Source organism: Lentilactobacillus diolivorans DSM 14421, from assembly GCF_001434255.1.
In the GTDB taxonomy this organism is placed as follows: domain Bacteria; phylum Bacillota; class Bacilli; order Lactobacillales; family Lactobacillaceae; genus Lentilactobacillus; species Lentilactobacillus diolivorans.
Map to the genome: position 1 here is coordinate 1 of NZ_AZEY01000020.1, position 24,437 is coordinate 24,437.

24 protein-coding genes are annotated in these 24,437 nt (G+C 39.1%); 2 read left to right on the forward strand and 22 right to left on the reverse strand.

All coding sequences use genetic code 11. From position 1 onward, the window contains the following. Positions 1-39: 39 nt before the first annotated feature. From truB to rpsB, 17 genes are all read right to left on the reverse strand, one after another. Positions 40-957: a tRNA pseudouridine(55) synthase TruB gene (truB, locus tag FC85_RS01330; RefSeq protein WP_057863771.1), complete on the reverse strand. Its 918-nt coding sequence runs from the start codon at positions 955-957 to the stop codon at positions 40-42. 250 nt (positions 958-1,207) lie between these two features. After that, positions 1,208-1,561, reverse strand: a complete 354-nt coding sequence (rbfA, locus tag FC85_RS01335) for a 30S ribosome-binding factor RbfA (protein WP_057863772.1) — start codon at positions 1,559-1,561, stop codon at positions 1,208-1,210. 49 nt (positions 1,562-1,610) lie between these two features. Continuing rightward, positions 1,611-4,217 carry a translation initiation factor IF-2 gene (gene infB, locus FC85_RS01340; protein WP_057863773.1) on the reverse strand — a complete coding sequence of 869 codons (2,607 nt, stop codon included), beginning with the start codon at positions 4,215-4,217 and terminating at the stop codon, positions 1,611-1,613. Positions 4,218-4,221: 4 nt separating this feature from the next. Beyond that, entirely contained in the window at positions 4,222-4,539 is a 318-nt protein-coding gene (locus FC85_RS01345; RefSeq protein WP_057863774.1) for a L7Ae/L30e/S12e/Gadd45 family ribosomal protein, read from the reverse strand. Next, entirely contained in the window at positions 4,529-4,828 is a 300-nt protein-coding gene (rnpM, locus tag FC85_RS01350) for an RNase P modulator RnpM (RefSeq protein WP_057863775.1), read from the reverse strand. The genes FC85_RS01345 and rnpM overlap by 11 nt, the downstream gene beginning before the upstream one ends. Positions 4,829-4,847: 19 nt before the next feature. Continuing rightward, entirely contained in the window at positions 4,848-6,089 is a 1,242-nt protein-coding gene (gene nusA, locus FC85_RS01355) for a transcription termination factor NusA (protein WP_057863776.1), read from the reverse strand. A gap of 18 nt (positions 6,090-6,107) precedes the next feature. Beyond that, the gene (rimP, locus tag FC85_RS01360) at positions 6,108-6,581 is read right to left on the reverse strand and encodes a ribosome maturation factor RimP (protein ID WP_057863777.1); all 474 of its coding nucleotides are present in this window, start codon (positions 6,579-6,581) and stop codon (positions 6,108-6,110) included. 167 nt (positions 6,582-6,748) lie between these two features. Beyond that, on the reverse strand, positions 6,749-11,065 hold the full coding sequence (locus tag FC85_RS01365) for a PolC-type DNA polymerase III (RefSeq protein ID WP_169788436.1): 4,317 nt from the start codon (positions 11,063-11,065) through the stop codon (positions 6,749-6,751). A gap of 146 nt (positions 11,066-11,211) precedes the next feature. Further along, positions 11,212-12,927 (reverse strand): proline--tRNA ligase, encoded by a 1,716-nt coding sequence (locus FC85_RS01370; protein ID WP_057863778.1) that lies wholly within the window; start codon positions 12,925-12,927, stop codon positions 11,212-11,214. Positions 12,928-12,967: 40 nt separating this feature from the next. Further along, a complete protein-coding gene (gene rseP / locus FC85_RS01375; protein ID WP_057863779.1) occupies positions 12,968-14,242 on the reverse strand; it encodes an RIP metalloprotease RseP in 1,275 nt (424 codons plus the stop codon). 24 nt (positions 14,243-14,266) lie between these two features. Then, positions 14,267-15,055: a phosphatidate cytidylyltransferase gene (locus FC85_RS01380; RefSeq protein WP_057863780.1), complete on the reverse strand. Its 789-nt coding sequence runs from the start codon at positions 15,053-15,055 to the stop codon at positions 14,267-14,269. An 11-nt stretch (positions 15,056-15,066) separates the two neighbouring features. Next, positions 15,067-15,840 carry an isoprenyl transferase gene (locus tag FC85_RS01385; RefSeq protein ID WP_057863781.1) on the reverse strand — a complete coding sequence of 258 codons (774 nt, stop codon included), beginning with the start codon at positions 15,838-15,840 and terminating at the stop codon, positions 15,067-15,069. Between the two features lie 76 nt (positions 15,841-15,916). Continuing rightward, positions 15,917-16,363, reverse strand: a complete 447-nt coding sequence (locus tag FC85_RS01390) for a hypothetical protein (RefSeq protein ID WP_057863990.1) — start codon at positions 16,361-16,363, stop codon at positions 15,917-15,919. Between the two features lie 16 nt (positions 16,364-16,379). Next, positions 16,380-16,943: a ribosome recycling factor gene (gene frr, locus FC85_RS01395; RefSeq protein ID WP_057863782.1), complete on the reverse strand. Its 564-nt coding sequence runs from the start codon at positions 16,941-16,943 to the stop codon at positions 16,380-16,382. A 2-nt stretch (positions 16,944-16,945) separates the two neighbouring features. Next, the gene (pyrH, locus tag FC85_RS01400) at positions 16,946-17,668 is read right to left on the reverse strand and encodes a UMP kinase (protein ID WP_057863783.1); all 723 of its coding nucleotides are present in this window, start codon (positions 17,666-17,668) and stop codon (positions 16,946-16,948) included. Positions 17,669-17,833: 165 nt separating this feature from the next. Further along, positions 17,834-18,712, reverse strand: coding sequence for a translation elongation factor Ts (gene tsf / locus FC85_RS01405; RefSeq protein WP_057863784.1), 879 nt, complete (start codon positions 18,710-18,712; stop codon positions 17,834-17,836). A 90-nt stretch (positions 18,713-18,802) separates the two neighbouring features. Further along, the gene (gene rpsB / locus FC85_RS01410) at positions 18,803-19,603 is read right to left on the reverse strand and encodes a 30S ribosomal protein S2 (protein ID WP_057863785.1); all 801 of its coding nucleotides are present in this window, start codon (positions 19,601-19,603) and stop codon (positions 18,803-18,805) included. Positions 19,604-19,836: 233 nt separating this feature from the next. On the opposite strand from rpsB, the gene FC85_RS01415 reads away from it, so the two are divergent. Next, positions 19,837-20,562 carry an HAD family hydrolase gene (locus tag FC85_RS01415; protein ID WP_057863786.1) on the forward strand — a complete coding sequence of 242 codons (726 nt, stop codon included), beginning with the start codon at positions 19,837-19,839 and terminating at the stop codon, positions 20,560-20,562. Positions 20,563-20,830: 268 nt separating this feature from the next. Here the strand turns inward: FC85_RS01415 and FC85_RS01420 are convergent, their stop codons facing one another. The 3 genes from FC85_RS01420 to FC85_RS01430 all read right to left on the reverse strand — a co-directional run bounded on the left by FC85_RS01420 (position 20,831) and on the right by FC85_RS01430 (position 22,920). Then, positions 20,831-21,829, reverse strand: a complete 999-nt coding sequence (locus FC85_RS01420) for a D-2-hydroxyacid dehydrogenase (protein WP_057863787.1) — start codon at positions 21,827-21,829, stop codon at positions 20,831-20,833. Between the two features lie 82 nt (positions 21,830-21,911). Continuing rightward, a complete protein-coding gene (locus FC85_RS01425; protein WP_057863788.1) occupies positions 21,912-22,184 on the reverse strand; it encodes a GIY-YIG nuclease family protein in 273 nt (90 codons plus the stop codon). Further along, a complete protein-coding gene (locus FC85_RS01430) occupies positions 22,168-22,920 on the reverse strand; it encodes a tRNA1(Val) (adenine(37)-N6)-methyltransferase (RefSeq protein WP_057863789.1) in 753 nt (250 codons plus the stop codon). The genes FC85_RS01425 and FC85_RS01430 overlap by 17 nt, the downstream gene beginning before the upstream one ends. A 90-nt stretch (positions 22,921-23,010) precedes the next feature. Here FC85_RS01430 and FC85_RS01435 point away from each other — a divergent pair, with 90 nt between their 5' ends. Then, positions 23,011-23,637 carry a lysophospholipid acyltransferase family protein gene (locus tag FC85_RS01435; protein WP_057863790.1) on the forward strand — a complete coding sequence of 209 codons (627 nt, stop codon included), beginning with the start codon at positions 23,011-23,013 and terminating at the stop codon, positions 23,635-23,637. 90 nt (positions 23,638-23,727) lie between these two features. Here the strand turns inward: FC85_RS01435 and FC85_RS01440 are convergent, their stop codons facing one another. Then, the gene (locus tag FC85_RS01440) at positions 23,728-23,952 is read right to left on the reverse strand and encodes a YneF family protein (protein WP_057863791.1); all 225 of its coding nucleotides are present in this window, start codon (positions 23,950-23,952) and stop codon (positions 23,728-23,730) included. A 106-nt stretch (positions 23,953-24,058) separates the two neighbouring features. Continuing rightward, complete coding sequence (locus tag FC85_RS01445) at positions 24,059-24,307, reverse strand: DUF896 domain-containing protein (RefSeq protein ID WP_186825054.1); 249 nt, start codon at positions 24,305-24,307, stop codon at positions 24,059-24,061. Positions 24,308-24,437 lie beyond the last annotated feature (130 nt).

Consider the following 24,437-nt stretch of genomic DNA (forward strand, 5'->3'; position numbering starts at 1 on the left):
AGTTCTATAAAAGATTTAATTGTTAAGAATATGGCACAACTAGCACAACGCGTTAAGTAAAAACATTTTGAATGGTCGGTATTGACCAACTTTTTGGTCAAACTGATACAAAGCTTTAACAATTCCCTGATAGTCTAAACGAACTATAGGTTGCTGTTCCTTGTTAATCGATTCATCCAGAAACCCACCATTGGAAACAATTTTCCAGCGGGTCTCATCTAGAGAATAGACTGGATAATGACGCAATGCTTCTGACAATGGCTGAAGAACTTCGTCTAAAGTGTCATTTTCTACAGCTGTATTAACTTGAGCCAGCGTCACACATTGAGATAAATCAAACCCACCACTCTTAATTCGCGTTAAATCCGACATAACAGCCGGCACACCAAGGAGCTTTCCAAAATCAACTGCTAAGGTTCTCACGTAAGTTCCTTTTGAACACGCCACTTCAAAATAAATCGTTTGAGTGCGCCGCTCGTCATCAAATATAGTCGGCTTAATCTGTTTAAAATAAGCGATATGAATTTCTCGAGGATGACGTTCAACACTCAATCCCTTTCGGGCATATTCGTAAAGTTTGTGACCATTCACCTTCACTGCTGAGTACATTGGTGGGATCTGCTGAATATTTCCGGTCAACTTAGAAAGGGCATAATCAATCTGTGATGCAGTGAATGGTCTTTCAATAGGTTGTTGATTAATAACTTTTCCATCCAAATCTTCGGTGTCATAGGCAATCCCCAGTGTAATTGCCCCACGGTATACTTTCCCGGACCGCATCATCAAATCACTAATCTTGGTAGCTTGTCCAATGCAAATCGGTAAAACACCATCAACATTGGGGTCCAGCGTACCAGTATGCCCTACCTTCTTTGTGTGTAAAATTTTTCGCAGTTTGCTAATACAATCATGACTAGTCATCCCACGTTCCTTAAATAAAGCAATTACGCCATCCATATATCGTTTCTCCTAATCGTTTCAGTAATAAAAGTATATCACAAAATCCAAGCACAACAGAAGGCGGATAAATCCCAAAAATCACGTTAACTATCAATGATTTCAAAGATTAGCTCAAAAGTTTTTCCGGTTGATTAAGAGCAATGAGCCAATTGGAAACTTTCTGTTAATTCGTACTTTTGCTTAAATATCTATGACTATAAAAAAGACCGGACAAAATATCTGCCCGGTCTTTTTTATAGTTCAAGGATTAGTTTTTATCTTGTTTTAACTTGTTGATTAAGCGATCAATCTTATCGCCGTATTGAACTGACGTATCGAGTTCAAACTTAATTTCAGGGGTCTTGTAAATACTTAATCGTGATCCTAATTCTCCACGAATCAGACCAGATGCTTTCTCAAGCCCTTGGGCAGTTTTTTGTTCGTCCTCCGTCTTATCTGAGAGAATACTGTAAAAAATAGTTACTTGCTGTAAATCACCAGTAACCTCTACCCCAGTTAATGTGACACCTTGAACCCGAGGATCTCTCACTCGTTTCAGCAAAATATCATTGACTTCTCGTTGAATTTCTTGTTCCAATCGGCCAACACGATAATGAGCCATAGAAACACCTCCTAATTTGATGTTTTAATGGAAAAATTAGCAATTAATGTTATTTAACCGGAACCTCTTTCATGACATAGGCTTCGATAACATCGCCAACCTTAATATCATTATAATCCGTAATCGTCAAGCCGAGTTCAAATCCTTGCTTAACTTGGTTAACATCATCCTTGAAACGTTTCAAACTACCTAAATCACCAGTATATTTGACAACGCCGTCCCGAATTAGTCGAACCTTGCTACCCTTTTCAATATAACCATCTACAACCATTCCGCCGGCAATTGTGCCAACTTTAGAAGCCTTGTAAATTTCACGAACCTCAACTTGACCGGTTACTTCTTCCTTATAGGTTGGTGCAAGCATCCCTTTCATCGCTGATTCAACTTCGTCAATCGCATTGTAAATAACTTGATGAAGACGAATATCAACATGGTCACTATCCGCTTGTGATTTGGCTTGTGGGGTTGGTCGGACATTAAATCCAATAATGATCGCATTGCTTGCTTCGGCCAAGGCAACATCACTTTCATTAATGGCACCAACGCCAGCATGAATAATGTTAACCTTAACACCCTCAACTTCAATCTTTTGAAGACTGTTAGACAAAGCTTCAACCGACCCTTGAACGTCAGCTTTAATTACAATGTCTACTTCCTTCATTTCGCCTTCTTTAAGTGAGTCAAACAAGCTATCCAAAGTCACTCGGGTAGTCTTTCGGCGTTCTTGAACTTGGGCTTCCTTAGCTCTTTCTTCACCAACTGCACGAGCAGTCTTTTCATCGGCGAAGACAACGAATCGATCACCGGCTTCTGGAACATCATTTAAGCCAGTAATTGAGACCGGCATTGAAGGGGTTGCTTTTTTCAATTCCCGGCCACGTTCATTTGTCATCGCACGAACACGACCAAAGGTATGACCAACAACAATTGGATCACCGACACGTAACGTTCCTTGTTGAACGAGTAACGTTGCCATTGGTCCTTTGCCTTGGTCAAGTCGGGCTTCAATAACAGAGCCAACAGCTTTTTGCTCGGGATCAGCCTTCAATTCAAGCATCTCAGCTTCCAAGCCAATCATGTCCAATAGCTCGTCAATATTCTTGCCGAATTTGGCGGAAATATTAACGAAGATAGTGTCACCGCCCCAATCTTCAGGAATTAAACCATATTCGGTTAATTGTTCGGTAACATGTTGCGGATTAGCATCCGGCTTATCAATTTTATTGATCGCAACAATAATTGGTGTCTTGGCAGCCTTTGCATGATTAATGGCTTCAATTGTCTGAGGCATGACACCGTCATCTGCAGCAACAACCAAAATGGTAATATCGGTAATGTTAGCGCCACGAGCTCGCATTTCAGTGAAGGCAGCATGTCCTGGAGTGTCCAAGAAAGTAATCACTTTATCACCATGGCGTACTTGATAAGCACCCATTTTCTGAGTGATTCCACCTGCTTCACCTTCTGTAATATGGGAATGACGTAAATGATCAAGTAATGTTGTCTTACCATGATCAACATGTCCCATAATTGTAACAACTGGAGGTCGGGAAACCAAATGTTCAGTATTTTCCATTTCCTTTTCAAAGATCTTATCCAAATTAGATAAGTCTTCATGAACTTTCTCCTGAGCGGAGATCCCATAATCGTCAGCTAAAATTTCAATTGTGTCTTTATCCAATGATTGATTTTGGTTGACCATGACGCCTAACATAAATAACTTCTTAACAATTTCAGCTGGTTCACGATGGAGTAACTTTCCTAAGTCCTGAGCATTCATGCCATCCTGGTACTCAAGCACTTTTGGTAATGGTCGATCTTTACGTTCAGGTGCGCCATGATGTTCAACTTGACGTAATCGCTGATTCTTTTGCTTACGTTGTTTTTTGTTACGCTTTTTATTAGCCTTTCGTGAACCGCCGCCTCGATTCAAACTTCCACCAAATCTCCCACTACCAGTGTTATTACGAGAAAAATTATTGGAGCTGCTAGTGTTATGGTTACTATTGGAAGAAGTTCGACTTTGGGCATTCGCAGGATTAGGTCGACTCGAGGTGTTCGTGGTTGGCCGGCTATTTTGCGAACTGGTGCTGTTACGCCGGTTATCATTTGAAGCTGAACTACGTGCGTTGTTTGGTCGACTGGCATAATTGTTACTCCGATTAGAAGCATTACTCCTAGAGGAATTATTGTTTCGACTTTGATTGGAACTTGAATGTTCGTTCCGGTTGCTTGAATGCGTTGACTGATTATTACGAGTCAAACTATTTGTGCGACTGTTGGTATGACCTTCAGAACGGTTATCTTGATTTTGATGCTGAGTGCGATTAACAGTCCGCGAATTATTATTACTATGACTGTTGGTATGACCTTGCTCATGATTATTTGACTGATGGTTATTTGCATTCACTCGATTATGATTGCGTTGATCTGAATTTTTAGAATTATGATGTTGAGTTGGTTGATGGGAATTGGTTTGTTGAGTACTGTTATTTCCACTCTTACTAAACATCTTTCTAATTTGTTTTTCTTGATTGTCGTCAACCGTTGACATGTGATTCTTTATTGACATTCCGGCCTTATCAGCTCGGTCAACGATTTGTTTACTGGAGACATTAAGTTCTTTAGCTAATTCGTAAATTCGCTTTTTCCCCATATCATCACTCTCCCTTAGTATTATTGGTTAATTCAACCAATTTTTTTGCCATACCCCGATCAGAAATTCCAACGATCGTTCGTTTCATACCAATCGCATTACTAAGCACTTCTTTAGTGTACATGTTATTAACCGGGACATGATAGTAATTTGACTTATCTGTAAATTTTTTCTTTGTTGATTCTCCGGTATCCGATGCAATGAACAGAAAATGAACTTTGCTATTACGAATTTCTGAAAGTAATTTATCTTGCCCGGAAACAAGTTTGCTTGCACGCCTTGCAATTCCCAAAAAATTCAAAATTGCTTGTTTATTTTCCATCTTCAAACAACTCTTTTCGAGCCTGTTTATGATCTACATAAGCAATCAGTTCATCGTAGAAATTATCTTCTAGTTTGGTTGAAAACACCCTTTCAAAAGTATGCTCTGACTTGGCCCTTTTGGCAATATCGACATTAATTGAAATGTAAGCACCCCGACCGGATTTCTTGCCTGTTTCATCAATAGAAACGTTACCGTCAGAATCACGAACAATTCGCACTAATTCTTTTTTAGGCGCCATTTCACCAGTAACAATATCTTTACGCATTGGAATTTTTCTTTTTTTCACTAGGATCGCCTCCTAAAGTTTAATTAATGTTTTGTTCGTTAACCGTTGTTGAATCTGATGGATCATCAACAGTTGCCTTGTCAGCATCCGTTTGAGAATTATCAGGTTTTTCTGTCTGTGAATCTTCGTCTGATTGATCATTTGTAATTGACTTATCTTGTAATTGATCATTTTCATCACCAGTCTCATGGGTGTCATCACTGGTCTGTTTAGTGGCAAAGAACTCTTTGGCTTCAGTTTCAGACTTAATGTCAATTTTGAATCCTGTTAATTTAGCAGCTAACCGAGCATTCTGTCCTTTTTTACCGATAGCTAATGAAAGCTGATAATCCGGAACAATTACCGTGCAGGCCCGATCATTGTCATCGTCAAAGATCACATCGATGACTTCAGCCGGGTTTAAAGCATTGGCAATATATCTGGCATTATCTTCATCCCATTCGACAATGTCCATGTTTTCACCGTGAAGTTCATTAACAATTGTCTGAACTCGCTGTCCTTTGGGGCCGACAGCAGTTCCGACCGGATCAATATCCTTACTGTTAGAACGAACCGCCACTTTAGCACGATCGCCAGCCTCTCTGGCAATTGAAACAATCTCTACAGTGCCATCATAAATCTCTGGAACTTCTTGTTCAAATAGCCGTTTAAGCATTCCGGGTGCAGTCCGACTGACAAACACTTGCGGTCCCTTGGTTGCATTTTCAACCTTTGTCACATAGACTTTGATTCGGTCTTGAGGACGATAAACCTCGTTTGGCATTTCGTCCTTAGCCCCCATTACAGCTTCAACTTTGTCCAAGTTGATATAAACAAATCTAGTATCTTGTCGTTCAACGGTTCCGGTAACTAACTCATCTTCATATTTTGAATACTCATCAAAAACATTTTCGCGTTCAGCTTCTCTAACTCGTTGCATGATGACCTGCTTAGCGGTTTGGGCAGCAATTCGGCCAAAGTTCTTTGGTGTTACTTCAAATTTAATTTCGTCACCAAGTTCATATCCCTTATTAATTTGAAGGGCATCATCCAGTGAAACCTGTAATTGGTCGTCCGTTACATCATCAACAACCGTTTTGACAGAATAAACGTGCATGTCACCTTTCTTCTCGTCAAATACGACTTGAACATTTTGGGCCTGACCGTAGTTTCGCTTGTAAGCAGATACCAAAGCAGCTTGAAGCGCCTCGATAACGACTTCTTTCTTGATGCCCTTTTCTTCTTCTAGAGCTGAAAGGGCCCCTAAAAGTTCTTTACTCATTATTATTGTCTCCTTTAACTAAAATTGGATTGCCAAGCGTGATTTAGCGACCAAATCACGTGGAATAGTGACGGTATCAGGTTCCCCCCATTTTTCATTTTTCATGACCAGTTGATCATCATCAACGGATTGGAGTGTTCCTTCAAAGGTTTTACTGCCATTTAAATTTTTATACAGTGATACGTGAATATATGAGCCAACCGCCTGTTTGAGCTCCTCTTCATTTCGCAAAGGACGTTCTGCACCAGGGGACGATACTTCTAAAAAGTACGCTTGTGGGATTGGATCAGGATCCATTGCATCCAATTTTTCACTTAATTCATCGCTCACTAAAACACAGTCATCAATGGTGATGCCATCGGGTTTATCAATGTAAACCCTTAAGTACCAACTTTTATTCTCTTTGACAAATTCAACATCAAAAAGGTAAAACGAATGTTCCTTTAAAATTGGTGTGACAACTTGTTTGACCGTTTCAACGACATTGCTCAAAAATAGGCCTCCTAAAAATTATCCATTAAAAAGAGCGAGCATTTCTGCTCACTCCTTACAAGTTATTTAGTAAAGTTAGTATACCATAGATCATTAATCATGACAAATGGATTGGTCGGTGTCTGGCCCCGCTTTGTGGAATCGTTAAAACATTCTCACAATTTCCATTACATCATATCAAATAAACTTAACTGGTTTTCATCCGGTAATCCATCTAAAACATGATTTTCTGTCATAAAATCAATTAATGTTTTTGAAACTTTACCACGTTTAGCCAAATCTTCCTTCGAAATAAACGGCTTATCTTCGCGAGCAGCTACAATTTGCTTGGCAACGTTCAATCCGAGACCCGGAGCAGAATTAAATGGTGCAATCAGCTTATTCCCATCAATCAGCCATTCGCTGGAATCGGATTTTGCCAAATCAACCATTTCAAAATCGTAACCCCGTTCAAGCATCTCATTTGCAAGTTCCAAAACGGTTAGTAGATTTTTTTCTTTGGCAGAGGCTTCCATGCCTTTATCATTAATTTGACGCATCGCATTTTTAACCGCCTCTTTACCACGGCACATTGAAACAATATCAAAGTCATCAGCTCGAACTGAAAAGTATGCCGCATAATAAACTAATGGAAAATAGACTTTGAAATAAGCAATTCTCAGCGCCATTAAAATATAAGCAGCAGCATGGGCTCGTGGGAACATGTACTTAATCTTTAGACAAGATTGAATATACCAGTCAGGAATTTTTGCTTTTTTCATCTCTGCCTGCCAATCATCAGGAATTCCTCGACCGTGTCGGACACTTTCCATAATTTGAAATGAAAGTTCTGAATCAAGCCCCCATTGGATCAAATCGGTCATGATGTTGTCTCGACATCCAATCACATTAGCAATTGTTGCGGTCCCGTTTTTGATTAATTCGTCGGCATTTCCAAGCCAAACATCAGTTCCGTGTGACAAGCCGGAAATCTGAAGCAGCTCCGAATAATTACTTGGATGGGTTTGCTCTAACATGCCACGAACAAACCGAGTTCCAAATTCCGGTACCCCTAACGTTCCAGTTTTTGATTGAATCTGATCTTCTGTTACCCCCAAGATTTTAGGACTTGAAAAGATCGACATCACACCAGGATCATCCATTGGAATTGATTTCGGATTAATACCGGACAAATCCTGTAGCATCCGAATCATGGTTGGATCATCATGCCCCAGAATATCGATTTTCAAAATATTATCATGAATCGAGTGGAAATCAAAATGAGTGGTTTGCCAAGCAGCATCTTGATCATCGGCTGGATACTGAATTGGTGTAAAGTCATAAATATCCATATAGTCAGGGACAACAATTATGCCGGCAGGATGTTGGCCAGTTGTTCGTTTAACTCCGGTTGCCCCTTTCGCCAAACGATCTTCCTCGGCTTGACGATAGGTTTTTCCTTTATCTCGTTCAAACGCCTTAACGTAACCATAGGCAGTTTTGTCAGCAACCGTGCCAATTGTTCCGGCTCGATATACATTCTTTTCACCAAACAAAACTTTTGTGTAATTATGGGCAATTGGTTGATAATCACCTGAGAAATTAAGATCAATATCAGGCACTTTATTCCCTGTAAAACCTAGAAAAGTTTCAAAAGGAATATTATGGCCATCGCCAATCATTTGTGTGCCACATTCTGGACACTTTTTTCGTGGCAAGTCATAACCTGAACTATACTCACCCTTAGTAAAGAATTCAGTATGTTGACAGTGAGGACAACGGTAGTGAGGGGGCAATGGATTAACTTCTGTGATCCCGGTTAAAGTGGCAACCAAGCTGGAGCCAACAGACCCCCGTGATCCTACCAAGTACCCATCCTTGTTACTTTTAGCAACCAATCGCTGGGCAATTAAATAAATCACGGAAAAACCATTACCAATAATACTTTTCAACTCAGTTTTTAGACGGTCATCAACAATTTTTGGAAGCGGATCTCCATACCATGCATGAGCAGTATTCATTGTGCGAGTCCGAATTTCATCTTCAGCTCCCGCCATTCTCGGTGTATAAAGTTTATCCTTTAATGGATGAACATCCTCAATCTCATCAGCGATTTTATTGGTATTTGTCACAACAATTTTTTTGGCCTTTTCTTCGCCTAGAAAAGAAAAGTCATCCAACATTTCATTAGTTGTCAAAAAATGAAGATCCGGGAGCTCTTGCCGATTTAGTGGATTAGCACCACCTTGTGAATTAATTAAAATCTTACGATAAATATAGTCCTCAGGGTTAAGAAAGTGAACATCACCGGTTGCAACAACCGGTTTATCCATTTCATCCCCAAGCTTAACCATATTGGATAATATCTCTTTAAGGTTATTCTCGTCAGCAATCAATCCCTGCTCGATTAGCGGTGCATATGCTCGCTTAGGCTGAACTTCCAAGTAGTCATAAAAATCAGCTTTCTTCCGAGCTTCATCAATTCCCTTTTGGGTCATTGCGGTAAAGACTTCCCCAGATGCACATGCTGACCCAACGATAATGCCATCTCGATATTTCTCCAATTGGCTACGTGGCACCCGTGGCACTCTGAAGAAATAATGAACATTGGACAAGGACACAATTTTGAACATGTTTTTTAAGCCCGCTTGAGTCTTCGCCAACAAAATTGCGTGTGATGGCCGTGCGTGCTTGTACGCATCATTTTCGGTCATGTGATGGTTCAATTCATCAAGATAAACAACACCATAACGATCCTCGGCATCTTTTAAGAATATGTGATTTAAATGTCCAGTTGCTTCAGCGTCATAAACTGCTCGATGGTGATGTTCCAAATTGACATCAAACTTCTTCGAAAGTGTATTTAAACGATAACCACGCATGTGGGGATACAAAAATCGTGCTAAAGGTAATGTGTCAATAATTGGATTAGAAATTTCCGGCATCCCGTGACGAACGTAACCAGTATTCATAAAACCAACATCAAATGTGACATTATGGCCAACAATCACAGCGTCACCATAGAACTCTCGAAAAAGTTTAAAAACTTCTTCTTCTGATTTAGAACCATGCACCATATCGTCAGTAATAGAGGTTAAATTAGTTGTTTTTTCGGACAAGTGAAACCCTGGATCAATAAACTCTTCAAACTGATCGATTACATTGTTATTTTGCATTTTGACAGCTGAAAGTTCAATAACCTTGTCATAAATTGCAGAAAGTCCAGTTGTTTCAACGTCAAAAACAACATAAGTAGCATCCTTTAAGGGAATATGCTTGTCATTATAGGTAATTGGAACACCATCATCCACTAGATTGATTTCAACACCATATAGCATTTTAATATCATTTTTTTGACCGGCATGAAACGCATCAGGAAAACCTTGAACACCAGCATGATCGGTGATTGCCAATGCTTTGTGGCCCCACTTCTTTGCTTGCTTGGCAAAATCGGCAATATTATTAGTGGCATCCATCTGACTCATTGTCGTGTGCAGATGTAATTCGACTCTCTTTTCATCTTCGGCTGCAGTATCTTGGCGAGAAACTTTCTTCACCTGATTAATATCATAAGCATTTAGAGTTAATTCGTGTGAATAATTATCTTCTTGAACACTGCCGCGAACCTTTACCCAGTCACCTTCATTGATCCCTTCAAATAAAGCTTCTTCGCCTTTATTAGAAAATTTTTTGACCTGAATTGAAGATGTGTAGTCAGTTATTTTTAACATCAATAACTGACGGCCGGATCTCAGTGATCGAACTTCTTTATTAAAAACATATCCAGAAACGACGACTGAACGTTCTTCCTCGGTAATATCCTGCATCTTCATAGTTGGCAAATCATCTTTGATCTTTCGTCCAATCATACTTTTACCATTACTTGATCTTTTTGCTCGAGATTGGTTATTCTGCTGAATTGCCTGTTTTGCCTTCTTAACCAGAACTGCATTGTCTGCTTCTTTTTTCTTTTGTAAGGCCTTGATATTTTCCTGAGATGAACTTTCATCCACGATCGTATGAATGGTAAAATCCGGAAAGCCGGCTCGCTGATACATGTCCTCAATTGGACCAAGTGCCGTATTTGTTAGAAAGTTTTTTACAATATCATTTTCCGCTATAAACTCAATTCGGGAATCAACAATTGAAGGGTATCGGTCTTCACACAATTCTTGAATAAGAGGTGATGTCACCCCACTATTTACCACTACCCATTGCCAATATTGACGAAGTAATTGTTCATCAAAATGGTTATTTTCAGGTGTAATATTCAATGAAACTTTTGCAATTTCTTGAAACGCAGATTTAAGTCGTGCGTTAAAGTCATTGAAAATTTCAAATGGTAAAATTCTCGGCATCACAATATCAAACTGCCAACGTTGACTTTTTTCATGAACCTCTAGTTTCTGGATTTTGGCATCTTGAAAATAGGGTTTATCTTTTGCTTCTGTCCATCGAATTTGTTCTAATAGTTTTTCAAACAATTCATTTTGATCCAGACTCACAGCAAATCCTCCTTAATCTAACAAAGAGCATCATACAACTACTGAAATTAAGTAACATAATAAAGGGACCGCTTCAAAACGTCAGTTTTGGCACAGTCCCTTTATCTAACCGTGACGATAATATACGTTAATAGTAGTGAGTAATCCTACTCTTCGTCAAGATTTTTCAACAAAATTTTTATCGTTTCGCTTAATTCTTCTACTTTGCTTTCTACTGTTTCACCATTTTTTCGGAGTTTAATTTCAACAATTCCTTCATCCGCTTTTTTACCAATCGTAATTCGCAGCGGGATTCCCATTAAATCAGAGTCGGCAAATTTAACTCCGGGTCGTTCCTTACGATCATCAACTAAGACTTCCAAGCCGGCGCTGGTTAGTTGAGATTCAATCTGGTTTGCTAAATCCATTTGGACCTGTTTTTTAACGTTAATCGGGATGACATGAACCGCGTATGGTGCAACCGAGACTGGCCAAACCAATCCGTTCTCATCAGCATTTTGTTCCGAAATAGCTGAGAGTAACCGACTAATTCCAATCCCATAAGATCCCATAATAACTGGAACAGTGCGACCATTCTCATCTAATACAGTTGCGTTCAGAGATTTTGAATAGCGGGTTCCTAATTTAAAGATGTGGGCAATTTCAATTCCTCGGGTGAACTTCAACTTTCCCTTACCATCGGGTGAAACTTCACCTTCTTTGACCACAATAAAATCATCAACTTGATCGATTCGAAAATCGCGCCCAGGATTAGCATTGATGTAATGATAACCATCTTGATCCGCGCCAACAACTGCATTTTTCATCCCAGAAACGTGTTGATCAGCCAAAATTTGAACGTCTTCGCTAACCCCAACTGGTCCTAATGAACCAAAGTCTGCACCAAGGTACCTCACGGCTTGATCATCGGTGGCAAGGTCAAGAAAATCAGCATGTAAGTAATTCTTTAGTTTAACATCGTTAACGTCATAATCACCACGAACTAAAACCAATACTGGCTTTTCGTCGGCAATATACAACATTGATTTAATCGTTTTATTATCCGAAACATTCAAAAAGTTGGCAACTTCTTGAATTGTCTTGGCATTAGGCGTTGCAACTTTTTCAAGATTCTTAACCGGGTCATCAGAAGGCTCGTCGACATTCTTGGCTTTTGCCATTTCCAAATTAGCAAAGTAATCACTTTGGTCGGAGTACACAATGGTATCCTCACCAACAGGGGCCATTGCAGAAAATTCTTTTGAATCGGAACCACCCATTGCACCACCATCACCAATGATGACTCGATAGTTAAGGCCAATTCGATCAAAAATCCGACGATAAGCTTTCTCCATCGCTTGATATGACTTATCAAGATCCTGATCATTGGTTGCGAATGAATAGGCATCTTTCATAATAAATTCTCGACTTCTAAGTAGTCCATAACGAGGCCGATTTTCATCACGATATTTATTTTGAATTTGATATAAAACTAGTGGCAATTGTTTATATGATTTGATTGAATCCCGAATAAGTGCCGTAAAGGTTTCTTCATGGGTTGGTCCTAGAATAAAATCAGTGTCGTGACGGTTCTTAAATTTGAAAAGTTCGGGTCCATATGTATCATATCGCCCTGATTCTTTCCATAAATCAGCAGGTAAAATATCTGGCATTAACATTTCGTGTGCGTCAGTTTGAGTCATTTCTTGCCGAACAATTGTTTCAATCTTTGTTAATACCCGATAGGCAAGCGGTAAATACGCGTACATACCAGCCGAAATCTGTCGAATATATCCAGCTCGAACTAACATTCGATGACTCAAAGCCTCGGCACCCTTAGGTGTTTCCTTAAGTGTTGGCACAAGAATTTTAGATTGCTTCATATTCCGTTATTTCTCCTTTTAAATCAAGTTTATTAATTAGTTAGTGAATAAAATAGCGTTCAATATCATTCCATGTCACTAAAATCATTAATAGCATCAAAAATGCAAATCCAACTAAGGTGACAATTGTTTCAGTTCGTTGAGAAACAGGCTTTCGACGAATTGCTTCGATGATATTCAAAATTAATTTACCACCATCTAGTCCTGGAATCGGAACCAGATTAATGATGGCTAAGTTTAGCGAGAGCCATCCCAAGAATCGAAGGACACCGGCAATACCCATGCTGGCCGCTTGAGAAGTCGTTGCAAAAATAGCAACTGGTCCACCTAAATCATTTAGGCTGAAATGGCCACTAATCATTGACCAAAGTGCCCCCAATAATGTTGTCCCCATTGTCCAAGTTTGAGTAAAGCCTGACAAAATCTTTGTCTTAAAACTTGTATCAAGAGACTGAGTAATCCCAATCATTCCAACATTTTTGCCGTTTGACTTTTGGGTCTTGGGCGTCATTGACAGAACTTTTGACTGACCGTCGCGATTAACGGTGACAGATATTTTTTTATTAGGATTGGATTGAATCTGGACAGATAAGTCTTCCCAATTTCGTGTCTTATGGCCATCAATCGAAGTAATCTGGTCGCCAGATTTCATGCCGGCACTTTTGGCTACAGAGTCCTGTGGCATTACGTTGATTTTATTGGTATTGGTGACCACTCCGCCCTGAACGAAACTAAGAATTGTGAATACTAAGATCGCCAAAATAAAGTTATTAAAAACACCAGCAAAATTAGTAAGCATTCGCTTACCCAATGATGCTGATTGAAATTGTACATCTTCAGGTGCAATCTGAAGCTCTGTCCCATCAGTTTCAATAATTGTGGCATCGTGATCAACGGGATACGTTTTAACTTCTGATTCATCACCGTTTTCATAACCTTTGATATAAAGTCCCTTGGACAGGTCAGTTCCGGTAACAGTTAAAGGGATTCCTTGAAAAAGCGAATGTTTATTACTTGTATTTATCTTTGTCACAACACCTTGATCATTAGTTTGCAGGGTAACGGGAGTCCCAGGTTGCAGTTCTTCCTCACCATCATCAACCTCGCCGGCCATCCGAACATAACCGCCTAAAGGCAGCAAACGGAGTGTAAAAGTCGTACTACCACGGCGATAAAAGAATACTTTCGGACCCATTCCAACTGAAAATTCACGAACCATAATTCCAGATCGTTTTGCAACTATATAATGGCCAAACTCGTGAAAGATCACCAGAATACCAAAGACAATGATGAAAACAATAATTGTAGTTATCAAGTGAAACTTTCCTCCTAAATTAACCTAAATGATACCAACTAAATGTAACATTGGCAGCACAAACAATAAACTATCAAATCGGTCTAAGATGCCACCGTGACCGGGTAAAATCTTACCGGAATCTTTGACACCATAATAACGTTTCAGAGCAGACTCAATTAAATCACCAAATTGGCCAGCAATTGACAGGAAGATCGTAATGAAAAACATTTTGGTAATTGAATACCCGGCAATCGGGTAAAAATAAACGAAGGCTGTACAAATGATTGTCGCAGCGATTGATCCGTAAACTGACCCTTCCCAAGTTTTATTCGGGCTAATTCTTGGAGCAAGCTTATGTTTACCAAACATCCGACCAAAAATATAAGCACCACTATCCGTACACCACACAATAAACAGTGCGTATAAGAGGACGGTCAGTGAGTCCGCCCGAGCAGCAACAAAGTAATGAAATCCCATTCCAATATATAGCATTCCTAAAGCGATGACTCCGGCATCATCAAATGAAAAAAGATTTTTGCTTAGAACCGTCAGCAACAGGAGCATTAATACAAATAGGAAAAAAACAAACATTTGCTCTACCCTGCCTGGTAAAATCGCAGTCCAAGTATCAGGTAGTATCAAAACACTAACCCCTAAATATGCCAAAATGGATTCGGTCGATACTAAAATCCTTTTTTTCATAATTAATATTTCAGATATTGCCACAATTCCAAGTAGCATTGCAGCAATATCAACCCAGATATGCCCAAGAATAATGATTGGTATAAAAATGATTAACGCAACAATTGCGGTTATAACACGTTGTTTCACGTTTGTCTCTCCTATTTACTAGTATTTAAACCGCCAAATCGACGATCACGATGCTGATATTCTTTCAACATATCCACAAATACCTGCTCGGTGAAATCGGGCCACAGAATATGAGTGAAAACAAGTTCACTGTATGCAATCTGCCACAATAAGAAATTTGAAATTCGTTCTTCACCACTTGTCCGAATCAACAGGTCAGGATCCGAATAATCACCCAAGAACCCAGTCATCAAATGTTTTGAAATTAAAGGATCATCGATTTCATTTGGCACTATTTTACCATCTTTTGCTTCCTGAGCAATCTTCTGGACAGCCATTCGAATGTCTAATCGACTGCCATAGTTCAAGGCGAAGTTCAGAATCATCCCAGTGCATTGACTGGTATCATCAATCGCATCTTTGACGGCCTTTTGAGTTGCTGGGGGCAACTGGTCAATTAAGCCCATTACTTTAACTTGAACATTATTAGCGATCAAGTCTGGGACAAAATCATTAAAAAATTTAACTGGAAGGCTCATCAAAAAACTAACTTCATCAGTTGGCCGCTTCCAATTCTCTGTTGAAAAGGCATAAAGTGTTAATACCTTAACACCAAGATTGCTTGCTGCCTTGGTAATTGTTTTAACTGTTTCCATTCCTCGTTTATGGCCTGCAATCCGAGGTAAATGTCGTTTCTTTGCCCAGCGCCCATTCCCATCCATAATGATTGCAACATGGTTGGGAATCCGTTCGGAATCAAGTAATTCGCCATCAACTGATTGATTCTTATTTGTGTTTTTAAACATGGCATACTCCTTTAAATCGTGTTAGGGCAAAAATAAAGGATGAGAAATTAAACTCATCCTAAAATGCACTTAATTATTAGTCGTTTGCACCATCCGGACGTTCAACCATGCGCCATTCTCCACGTTTTGCCTCTGCCAATGTATTGAAATACTTCAATAATTTGTTGGCATCTGCTGGACTTTTTTGACCTAAGAGGTTAAGTCCTTTGCCAGTTGTTACAGGTTCTGACAAATCAGTGATCTCGTTGCCATTTTCGATCTTGGCATTTGAAAATGCAATTACCCAATCATCCTCAACTAGCTGAGAGACGATAAAAAACAAATTAAAATCATCAGTTACGAACGCAGGCATCGCATATAAATCATTCTGAACCGGTTGTAGCCGGCTGCCATTATAATCTAACACACCCAGATTATCTTTGGTGACGGGCGTATTTAACTTAAAAAGCATTTTTTCAAATTCGTCAGTTCCTGGTACTACGGAAATCTCATCGTTATTTTGATTATTATTATTATCTGCCATTGTTGTTTCCTTCCCTTTACCCATGGACGACTTCGTTCTCTTTATCAGCAACAATTTTGTCGACACTCTTAATCGAGTTGTCAGTCAATTTTTGAACCTGATCTTCTAATCTGTGGAAGTCATCGTCAGTAATTTCTTCTTTCTTATTGCTTCGTTTGAGGGTATCCATTGCCTCACGACGAACATTTCTAACAGCAACTTTACTTTTTTCACCGGTTGCTTTAACCTGCTTAGCAATTTCTTTGCGTCGGTCTTCCGTTAAGGCAGGGATTGCTAAACGAATTGCAGTTCCGTCGTTAGCAGGATTGAGTCCTAAATCAGCTTCATAGATGCCCTTTTCAATATTATCCAAAGCACTCTTATCATATGGTGTGACTAAAATAACACGTGCCTCAGGAATTGAAATTGACGAAATTTGGTTAAGAGGGGTGGGCGCACCATAATAATCAACCATAACGCCGTTTAACAAGCTAGCGTTGGCTTGACCGGCCCGAATTTTACCTAATTCGCGTTCAAGAACTTCTTGAGCCTTTTGCATTTTTTCTTTTGTTTCATTTAAGACGGTTTGTGAATCTGCCATTTTTATTTCTCCTTCACGGTTGTTCCAATACTATCGCCTGCAACAACTTTACGAATATTACCTGGTTTATTTAAATTAAAGACAACCAATGGAATATGATTATCCATTGATAAGGAACTAGCGGTAGAATCCATCACTTTTAATCCCTTTTCTAAAATATCCATATAGGTTAAAGTGTCAAATTTAATGGCATCTTTATGTGTCCGAGGATCTGCTGAGTAAATCCCGTCAACACCATTCTTAGCCATTAGGATTGCATCGGCACCAATTTCGGCTGCCCTTAGTGCTGCAGTTGTATCAGTGGAGAAATATGGATTACCAGTTCCGGCCGCAAAGATAACAACCCGTCCCTTCTCCAGGTGTCGAATTGCTTTTCGCCTAATGTAAGGCTCAGCAATTTGTCTCATTTCGATTGACGTTTGAACACGTGTTGGAACACCTAATGATTCAAGATTATCCTGTAAAGCCAGCCCATTCATTGTCGTTCCAAGCATACCAATATAGTCTGCCTGGGCTCGTTCCATTCCCATTTCGGCTCCAGCCTCACCACGCCACATGTTGCCACCGCCAACAACGATACCAATTTGAACACCAAGTTCAAAGATATCCTTGATTTCTTGGGCGACGTTTTTTATTACTGGTGGATTGATGCCATAGCCGCGTTTTCCAGCTAACGCTTCACCACTCAATTTTAAAATTATTCGGTTGTACTTCACTTTAGACATCTAAGTGCCTCCCATAGTTAATCATTACTATTAATTTTAGCATACTAAAGATGTCAACAACAATAAAACTGCCAATTTCAATAATTCTTAGGAATTAAATGTAAAAAAACAGAATCCGAAAGCAACTTACTAATCTTTGCTCTCAAACCCTGCCAGAAAAACTTTTTAGTTATTTAGTTGTTCACGAACTTCATCCTCGAAGCTGTCCTGTTTCTTTTCAATTCCTTCGCCAACTTCATAACGAACAAACTTAACAATTGATCCACCCTTTGAAGCAACATATTTGGCAACAGTTTGGTCCGGATCTTTAACAAAATCTTGGTCTTCTAAGCAAATTTCTGCCAAAAACTTGTGAAGACGCCCCTCGACCATCTTCTCAACGATTTTTTCAGGCTTACCCTCGTTCAAAGCTTCTTGCTTGAGAACTTCACGTTCATGAGCAAGTCGATCAGCTGGAACTTCAGCTTTGTTCAAATACTCAGGATTTGTGGCAGCAACGTGCATGGCAATGTCTTTTGCAGTTGCCTCATCAGCACCTTTTAATAGTACAAGTGAACCAATTAAACCACCATTGTGTAAATATGATCCAAAGCTTTCATCATCGCTTTTTTCAACGATTTCAAAGCGACGTAATGTAACTTTTTCACCAGTTACTTGGGTTGTCTCGATCAGGTCATCTTTGACAGTGCCCTTATCTGTTTTTAATGCCAAAGCAGCATCAACGTCAGCTGGCTTACTAGCGGCGATTGCGTCACTAACCCGCTTAACCAATGCCTTGAATGGATCACTAGTGGCCACGAAATCGGTTTCTGAGTTGATTTCAACGATTGCTGCAGTGTTACCACTAACGGCAATTGTTGCTAATCCATTGGCGGCAACTCGATCACTCTTCTTTTCGGCTTTGGCAACACCTTTTTCGCGTAAAACATCAATTGCTTTATCGAAATCGCCATCAGTTGCGACAAGTGCCTTCTTAGCATCCATCATGCCGACACCAGTCTTTTTACGTAATTGCATTACTTGTGATGCGGAAATCTTTGCCATTTTAATGGCCTCCCTTTTCATTAATAAAAACTGACTCTTCACCAAGGCCAAATTGGTCTATAGCGATAGAGTCAGCCTAAGTGCTACTAATTATTTTTTAGTATCATTGTCGCCTTCAACGGCGTTCGCAATATCTTCGATTGAATCTTCTTTTTTATCTTTCTTATCAGCATCTTTGCCTTCAAAAGTCTTTTCGTCAACGTCATCTTCACCTTGACGACCTTCAACAATCGCATCAGCCATTTTAGAAGTAATCAAACGAACGGCACGAATTGCATCATCGTTTGAAGGAATGACAACATCAATCTGATCAGGATCAGTATTGGTATCAACCATTGCAACAATCGGAATGTTTAATTTTTGAGCTTCGTGAACCGCAATTTGTTCCTTGCGAGGATCAACAATGAACATAACGTCAGGAATCTTTGGCATATCTTCAATACCGCCTAAGAATCTCTCGAGTTTGTCACGTTGCTTAATTAATAGTGATACTTCCTTCTTTGGTAAAATATCAAAAGTACCATCAGTGCCCATCTTCTTCAAATCCTTAAGACGCTTAACCCGTGACTGGATAGTTTCCCAGTTGGTTAAAGTTCCGCCAAGCCAACGATTATTAACATAGTATTGGCCTGCCCGGGTTGCTTCTTCAGCAATCGAATCCTGGGCTTGCTTCTTAGTACCAACGAATAATACAACGGCACCTTTTGCTGCTTCATCTTTCATGAAGTTATAAGCAACATCAATCAACTTAACTGTTTTTTGTAAGTCAATAATGTAAATACCATTACGTTCCGTAAAGATGTATTGCTTCATCTTTGGATTCCAGCGACGCGTTTGGTGACCGAAATGAACTCCGGCTTCCAATAATTGTTTCATAGAAATTACAGCCATGATATAGCCTCCATATAGTTTTTTCCTCCCTAATGATCATCTACGTCAAGAACCGTAACGGCACTAGTTGACATATTACATTAGGTGTGTATTTAAAACACCTTTAAAAGTATATCTGATATTAACTTGAAGCGCAAGCATAAACGTCCTTTTGTCATTGAATTGTTACAAAAATTGTTATAATTCCGTAAAGTGTGTTAAGATACTATTTCGTGACAAGGAGGAATATGTCTATGATTAAAGCCATCGTTTTTGACGTTGACGACACATTATATGATAAACAGCCATCGTTTGAAAAAGTTTTTAGCGATGTTTTTGGTCTTAACTTAACCGATGATGAAATGAATGACGTTTTTGCGAATTACGTTCAACAGGAACAATTAGCAATCGCAAAGTCCAACTCAACCTCAGATTTCGACCTGTCAAAACAGGAAATAAACTTTCACAGCCTGCATCACACATTCAAGAAATTTAATTTAGTCGGACTCAGCCAGGCTACCGCCGAACAATTTGAGCTTGCTTATGCAGAGGCATGTCAAAACATTCAATTGTTTGATGGCCTAACGACCGTGTTTAATACACTTCTTTCTAAGTTTAAGCTTGGAATTATTACAAACGGCAGCACAGACACTCAACTTGCGAAGATCATGAAGCTAAAATTACACCACTGGTTTACCAGAGATCAAATCATTACATCTGAAGAGGCCAACGCAAAGAAGCCGGACCCGCTTATTTTCACATTGATGAATCGGAAGTTCAATCTTCGTGGTAATGAAATGATGTATGTTGGCAGTTCTTATTTGGAGGATATGGTTCCGGCAAAAAAGGCTGGTTGGCAAACTATTTGGTACAACCATCAGCAAAGTCCAATCACCGATCCAAATATCATTCCGGATCAAACCGTTAACAATCGAGAAGAACTTAAGGATCTTTTAATGGACTTGGCAGCTCAAGTTTAAGAAAATGAGACTTAATCAGAATAATTTAACGAATCCGCCGTACCATGACAATTCAAAAAGCCTCTCAACATTTTATTATTACCAAAATGTTGAGAGGCTTTTTATACAAGACAAAAGTTGTTGACAATTTAAAAGATGGCCAAATCCAGGAAAAGATCATCATAGTTGAATAAAAAATTCATTTCAGTTAGGTAAGGATGGCCTTACAATCACAGAAATTTCTAAATTTAAATGCTGAGTCAGCTCATTTTCTAAATTGCTACCGAATTTACAGCTTTACTAGCTTATCTGATTTACCCGTTTGAATTAATGATTTGTTGGCATCCATTGCAAAATAAACCATGTTACGAACGGCACGCTTGGTATAAAAAGCAATATGTGGCGTTACCAGAACATTTTCCCGTTTCATTAAGTTCTTGAGCCGTTCATCTGGAATCTTATCAAAACTACCGAAATCAGTGTTGAAGATGCCAACCTCATCTTCATAAACATCAAGTGCAGCTCCGGCAACTTTACCAGAATCAAGCGCACGAATCAAAGCATCGGTATCAACTAATGTCCCACGGGCAGGGTTAAGAATATAGACACCATCTTTCATTTTACTGAAGGCATCATCATTTAACATATGCTCGTTTTCCTTGGTAGCAGGCGCATGAATTGAAAGAACGTCAGACTTGGCGTATAGCTCATCTGGGCTATCAACATAGATGCCCTCTTTTTCTAACTCTGGATTATGAAAAATATCATAAGCAATGACTTTGGCGCCAAATCCCTTATAAATTTGAATCGCAGCACGACCAATTCGACCAGTGGCAAACACACCAACAGTCATTTGGTTTAATTCGTCAGCAATATCTGGAGCCCAACGAAGATCACCATTAGCTTGTTTACGATCAAATGTGGGTGTTCGACGTAGTAATCGCATTAATTCAGTAACTGTAAACTCAGCAATTGCTTGTGGGGAATATGCTGGAACGTTGGTTACTTGAATGTTATTACGCTTAGCTGCGTCGGCATCAACATTGTCAACCCCAACGTTTCGAAGAGAAAGAAACTTAATGCCAAAGCTTCCTAATTTGTCCAAAACAGCAGCAGTATAAGGCTTTTGTTGGTATGTTACAACACCATCAGCACCCTTAGCTTGATCAACAGTTGATTCATCGAGGAGTTTACCGGTTGATTCAACTTCAACATCAGAATTTTCCTCACTCCACTTGTCTAAATATGGTTTCTCATCATCACGAATGCCATATGCAATAATTTTCACGAATATTACCTCCCTAAATTAGTAAGTTCATTATAACACTTTCACTTGCTGATTTTTTAGGCTTAAAAACGCTTACTTGAATTTAATGGATTAAGATTCCATGTTGAGCCAAATAAGCAATCTTTTGGGACCGAGAGAGCTGCTTAAATGCATACTCAGCGCTTAGTGCGTCATGCTTACTTTCAAATTCTCTCTTGAACAAAATTTTAATTGGTCGATGCGAGCGAGTGTACTTAGCGCCTCTGCCACTCCGATGTTTTAAAAACCGTTTTTCAACATTGGTCGTGAAACCCGTATATAAACTATTGTCTTCACAAAGCAACACATACATAAAATAATTATTTGTCTTGACCATAAAGCATCTTCTTCACTTCATCAGTATAGTGATCGCCATCATAAGTAATCAAATCTGCCAATACTTTGAGACCATCAGGTTTCCCATCTTTTATTGCTTCAATTAGAACCATGTTTGCTTCCATCCCTATTCGAGGCCTCACAAACCGCAATTTCTTGGGTTCAAGACGATTTTTACGCAAGCTGACCATTAAGTCAGTTAGCCGATCGGGTCGGTAAACCATGAAAAGTTTGGCGTTCATTTTTAATAAGTCAGCTGATACTTTAACGATTTCATTCAAATTAGTTTTAATTTCATGGCGGGCAATTGCTACATATTGATTTGGATTTTTGACACTTGTCTCGTAATTAACAAAATATGGTGGATTACAAGCAACGATATCTACAGAGTCCTTTTTTAAATAAGCAGTGGCATTTTTTAAATCATCATTAACAACACTAATTTGCGAACCCAAATCATTTAACTTGATGCTCCGAGTAGCCATATCGGCCAATTTAGGTTGAATTTCAATCATCGTTATATGAGCTGCTGTTTTTTCACTTAAAAACAATCCAATGGCACCATTCCCCGCGCATAGATCCACGACTTGACGGGTTTTATGCCCATTTATTCTCACAAAATCTGCCAATAACACAGCATCCAATGAAAATGAGAAAACGTGGCTACTCTGAATAATAGAAATATTTTTACTGTATAATTGATCAATCCGCTCATCGCTGTTCAGTTTAACTTGCATGTTTTAAGAACCTTTCACTAAGATATGTTTGGTAAATTGACTTGTTTTAAGTTAAGATTATTCTATCAGATAAGAAAGAAGGAAATGAGATTGTTCTATTCATTTGTCCGGGTGCTTGTTCGCGGCCTGGTATTTATTATTAACGGCAATGCTCATTATTTGCACAAAGATCGATTGCCAAAAGGAAATTATATTTTGGTTGGCCCCCATCGGACCTGGTTTGATCCAATTTATTTTGCACTGGCTGCCAGTCCCAAAAAATTCAGCTTTATGGCGAAACGAGAACTTTTCAAAAATCCAATATTAAAGTGGATTTTAGATCATGCAAACGCTTTTCCAGTTGATCGGGACCATCCCGGACCTTCTGCCATAAAAAAACCCGTTCGAATTTTACGAAAATCAGATCTATCACTAATTCTGTTTCCATCAGGAACCCGTCATTCCGAACAATTAAAGGGCGGTGCAGCTTTAATTTCACAACTTTCCAACGTTCCTTTAGTTCCAACCGTTTATCAGGGACCTCTCTCTTTTAAACGATTATTTACACGACAACGGATTACTGTTGCTTTCGGTGACCCAATCTACATTGATCGTCATCAGAAATTAAATGATGATGCCCAAAAGCAAATCGAAAAGGAAATGCAAAGTGCCTTCGATGCACTGGATTATTCCGTTAATCCCGAATTTAAATACGTGGACGTATCAAAGAAAAAATAATTGACTGGTACTGAATTCCGAATAAAAAGGTGGCTGAGACAGATTTACATTGTCTCAGCCACCTTAATTTTGCACGACACACTATCCAAACTACTTACGACTCGATTGATTTTGCATAGAGTGCATCATTTGATTCAATTTCTTTTGGGAAGGTTTTTGACCCATTTGAAGCATTAGTTGCCGCAATTGCTCTTCGTTAAATGGCGGATTCTCTTTTAAATATTTTTCCATGTATTTACGAGCACCGTAAAAGCCACCAACTAAACCAACAACCAAGGCCAAAACAACGATTAAAATCCAAATCCAAGTTGCCAAGACAAGGCCTCCTTATATAATCTCAATTGTTAATTTTACACAATTATTAGGTAAAATTAAAGGGCAATCATGAAACCAAACCAATATGTCATCGGAATCAGACTAATTAATCATCGCGGAGTCCTTTATGACGTTGAATTTGCTTCACCTTTTTTGAAGTGACTTCTTTTCCGTCTTTATCGTAAACTTTGATCATTTCAATCTGTTTTTTGAAATTATCACGAAAACGAGAAACATACTTTTTCCTGAGTTCCGCTCGCTCAACTTTTTCAACCTCAGTTAATCCTTCTTTTTTAGCTTTCTGGGCTAATTCGTTGATTCTGGGAACAATTTCTCGTAATACACTATCACCGATTTTACTTTGTAATTCCTTTTTTTCTTGCTTATTCATTTAATAAACCTCCTGTTTATATATTATAACTCATCTTTCCAAAAACATGCGAACGTGTGTTTGAAAAAGTTGTTAACTTATGATACGATTGACA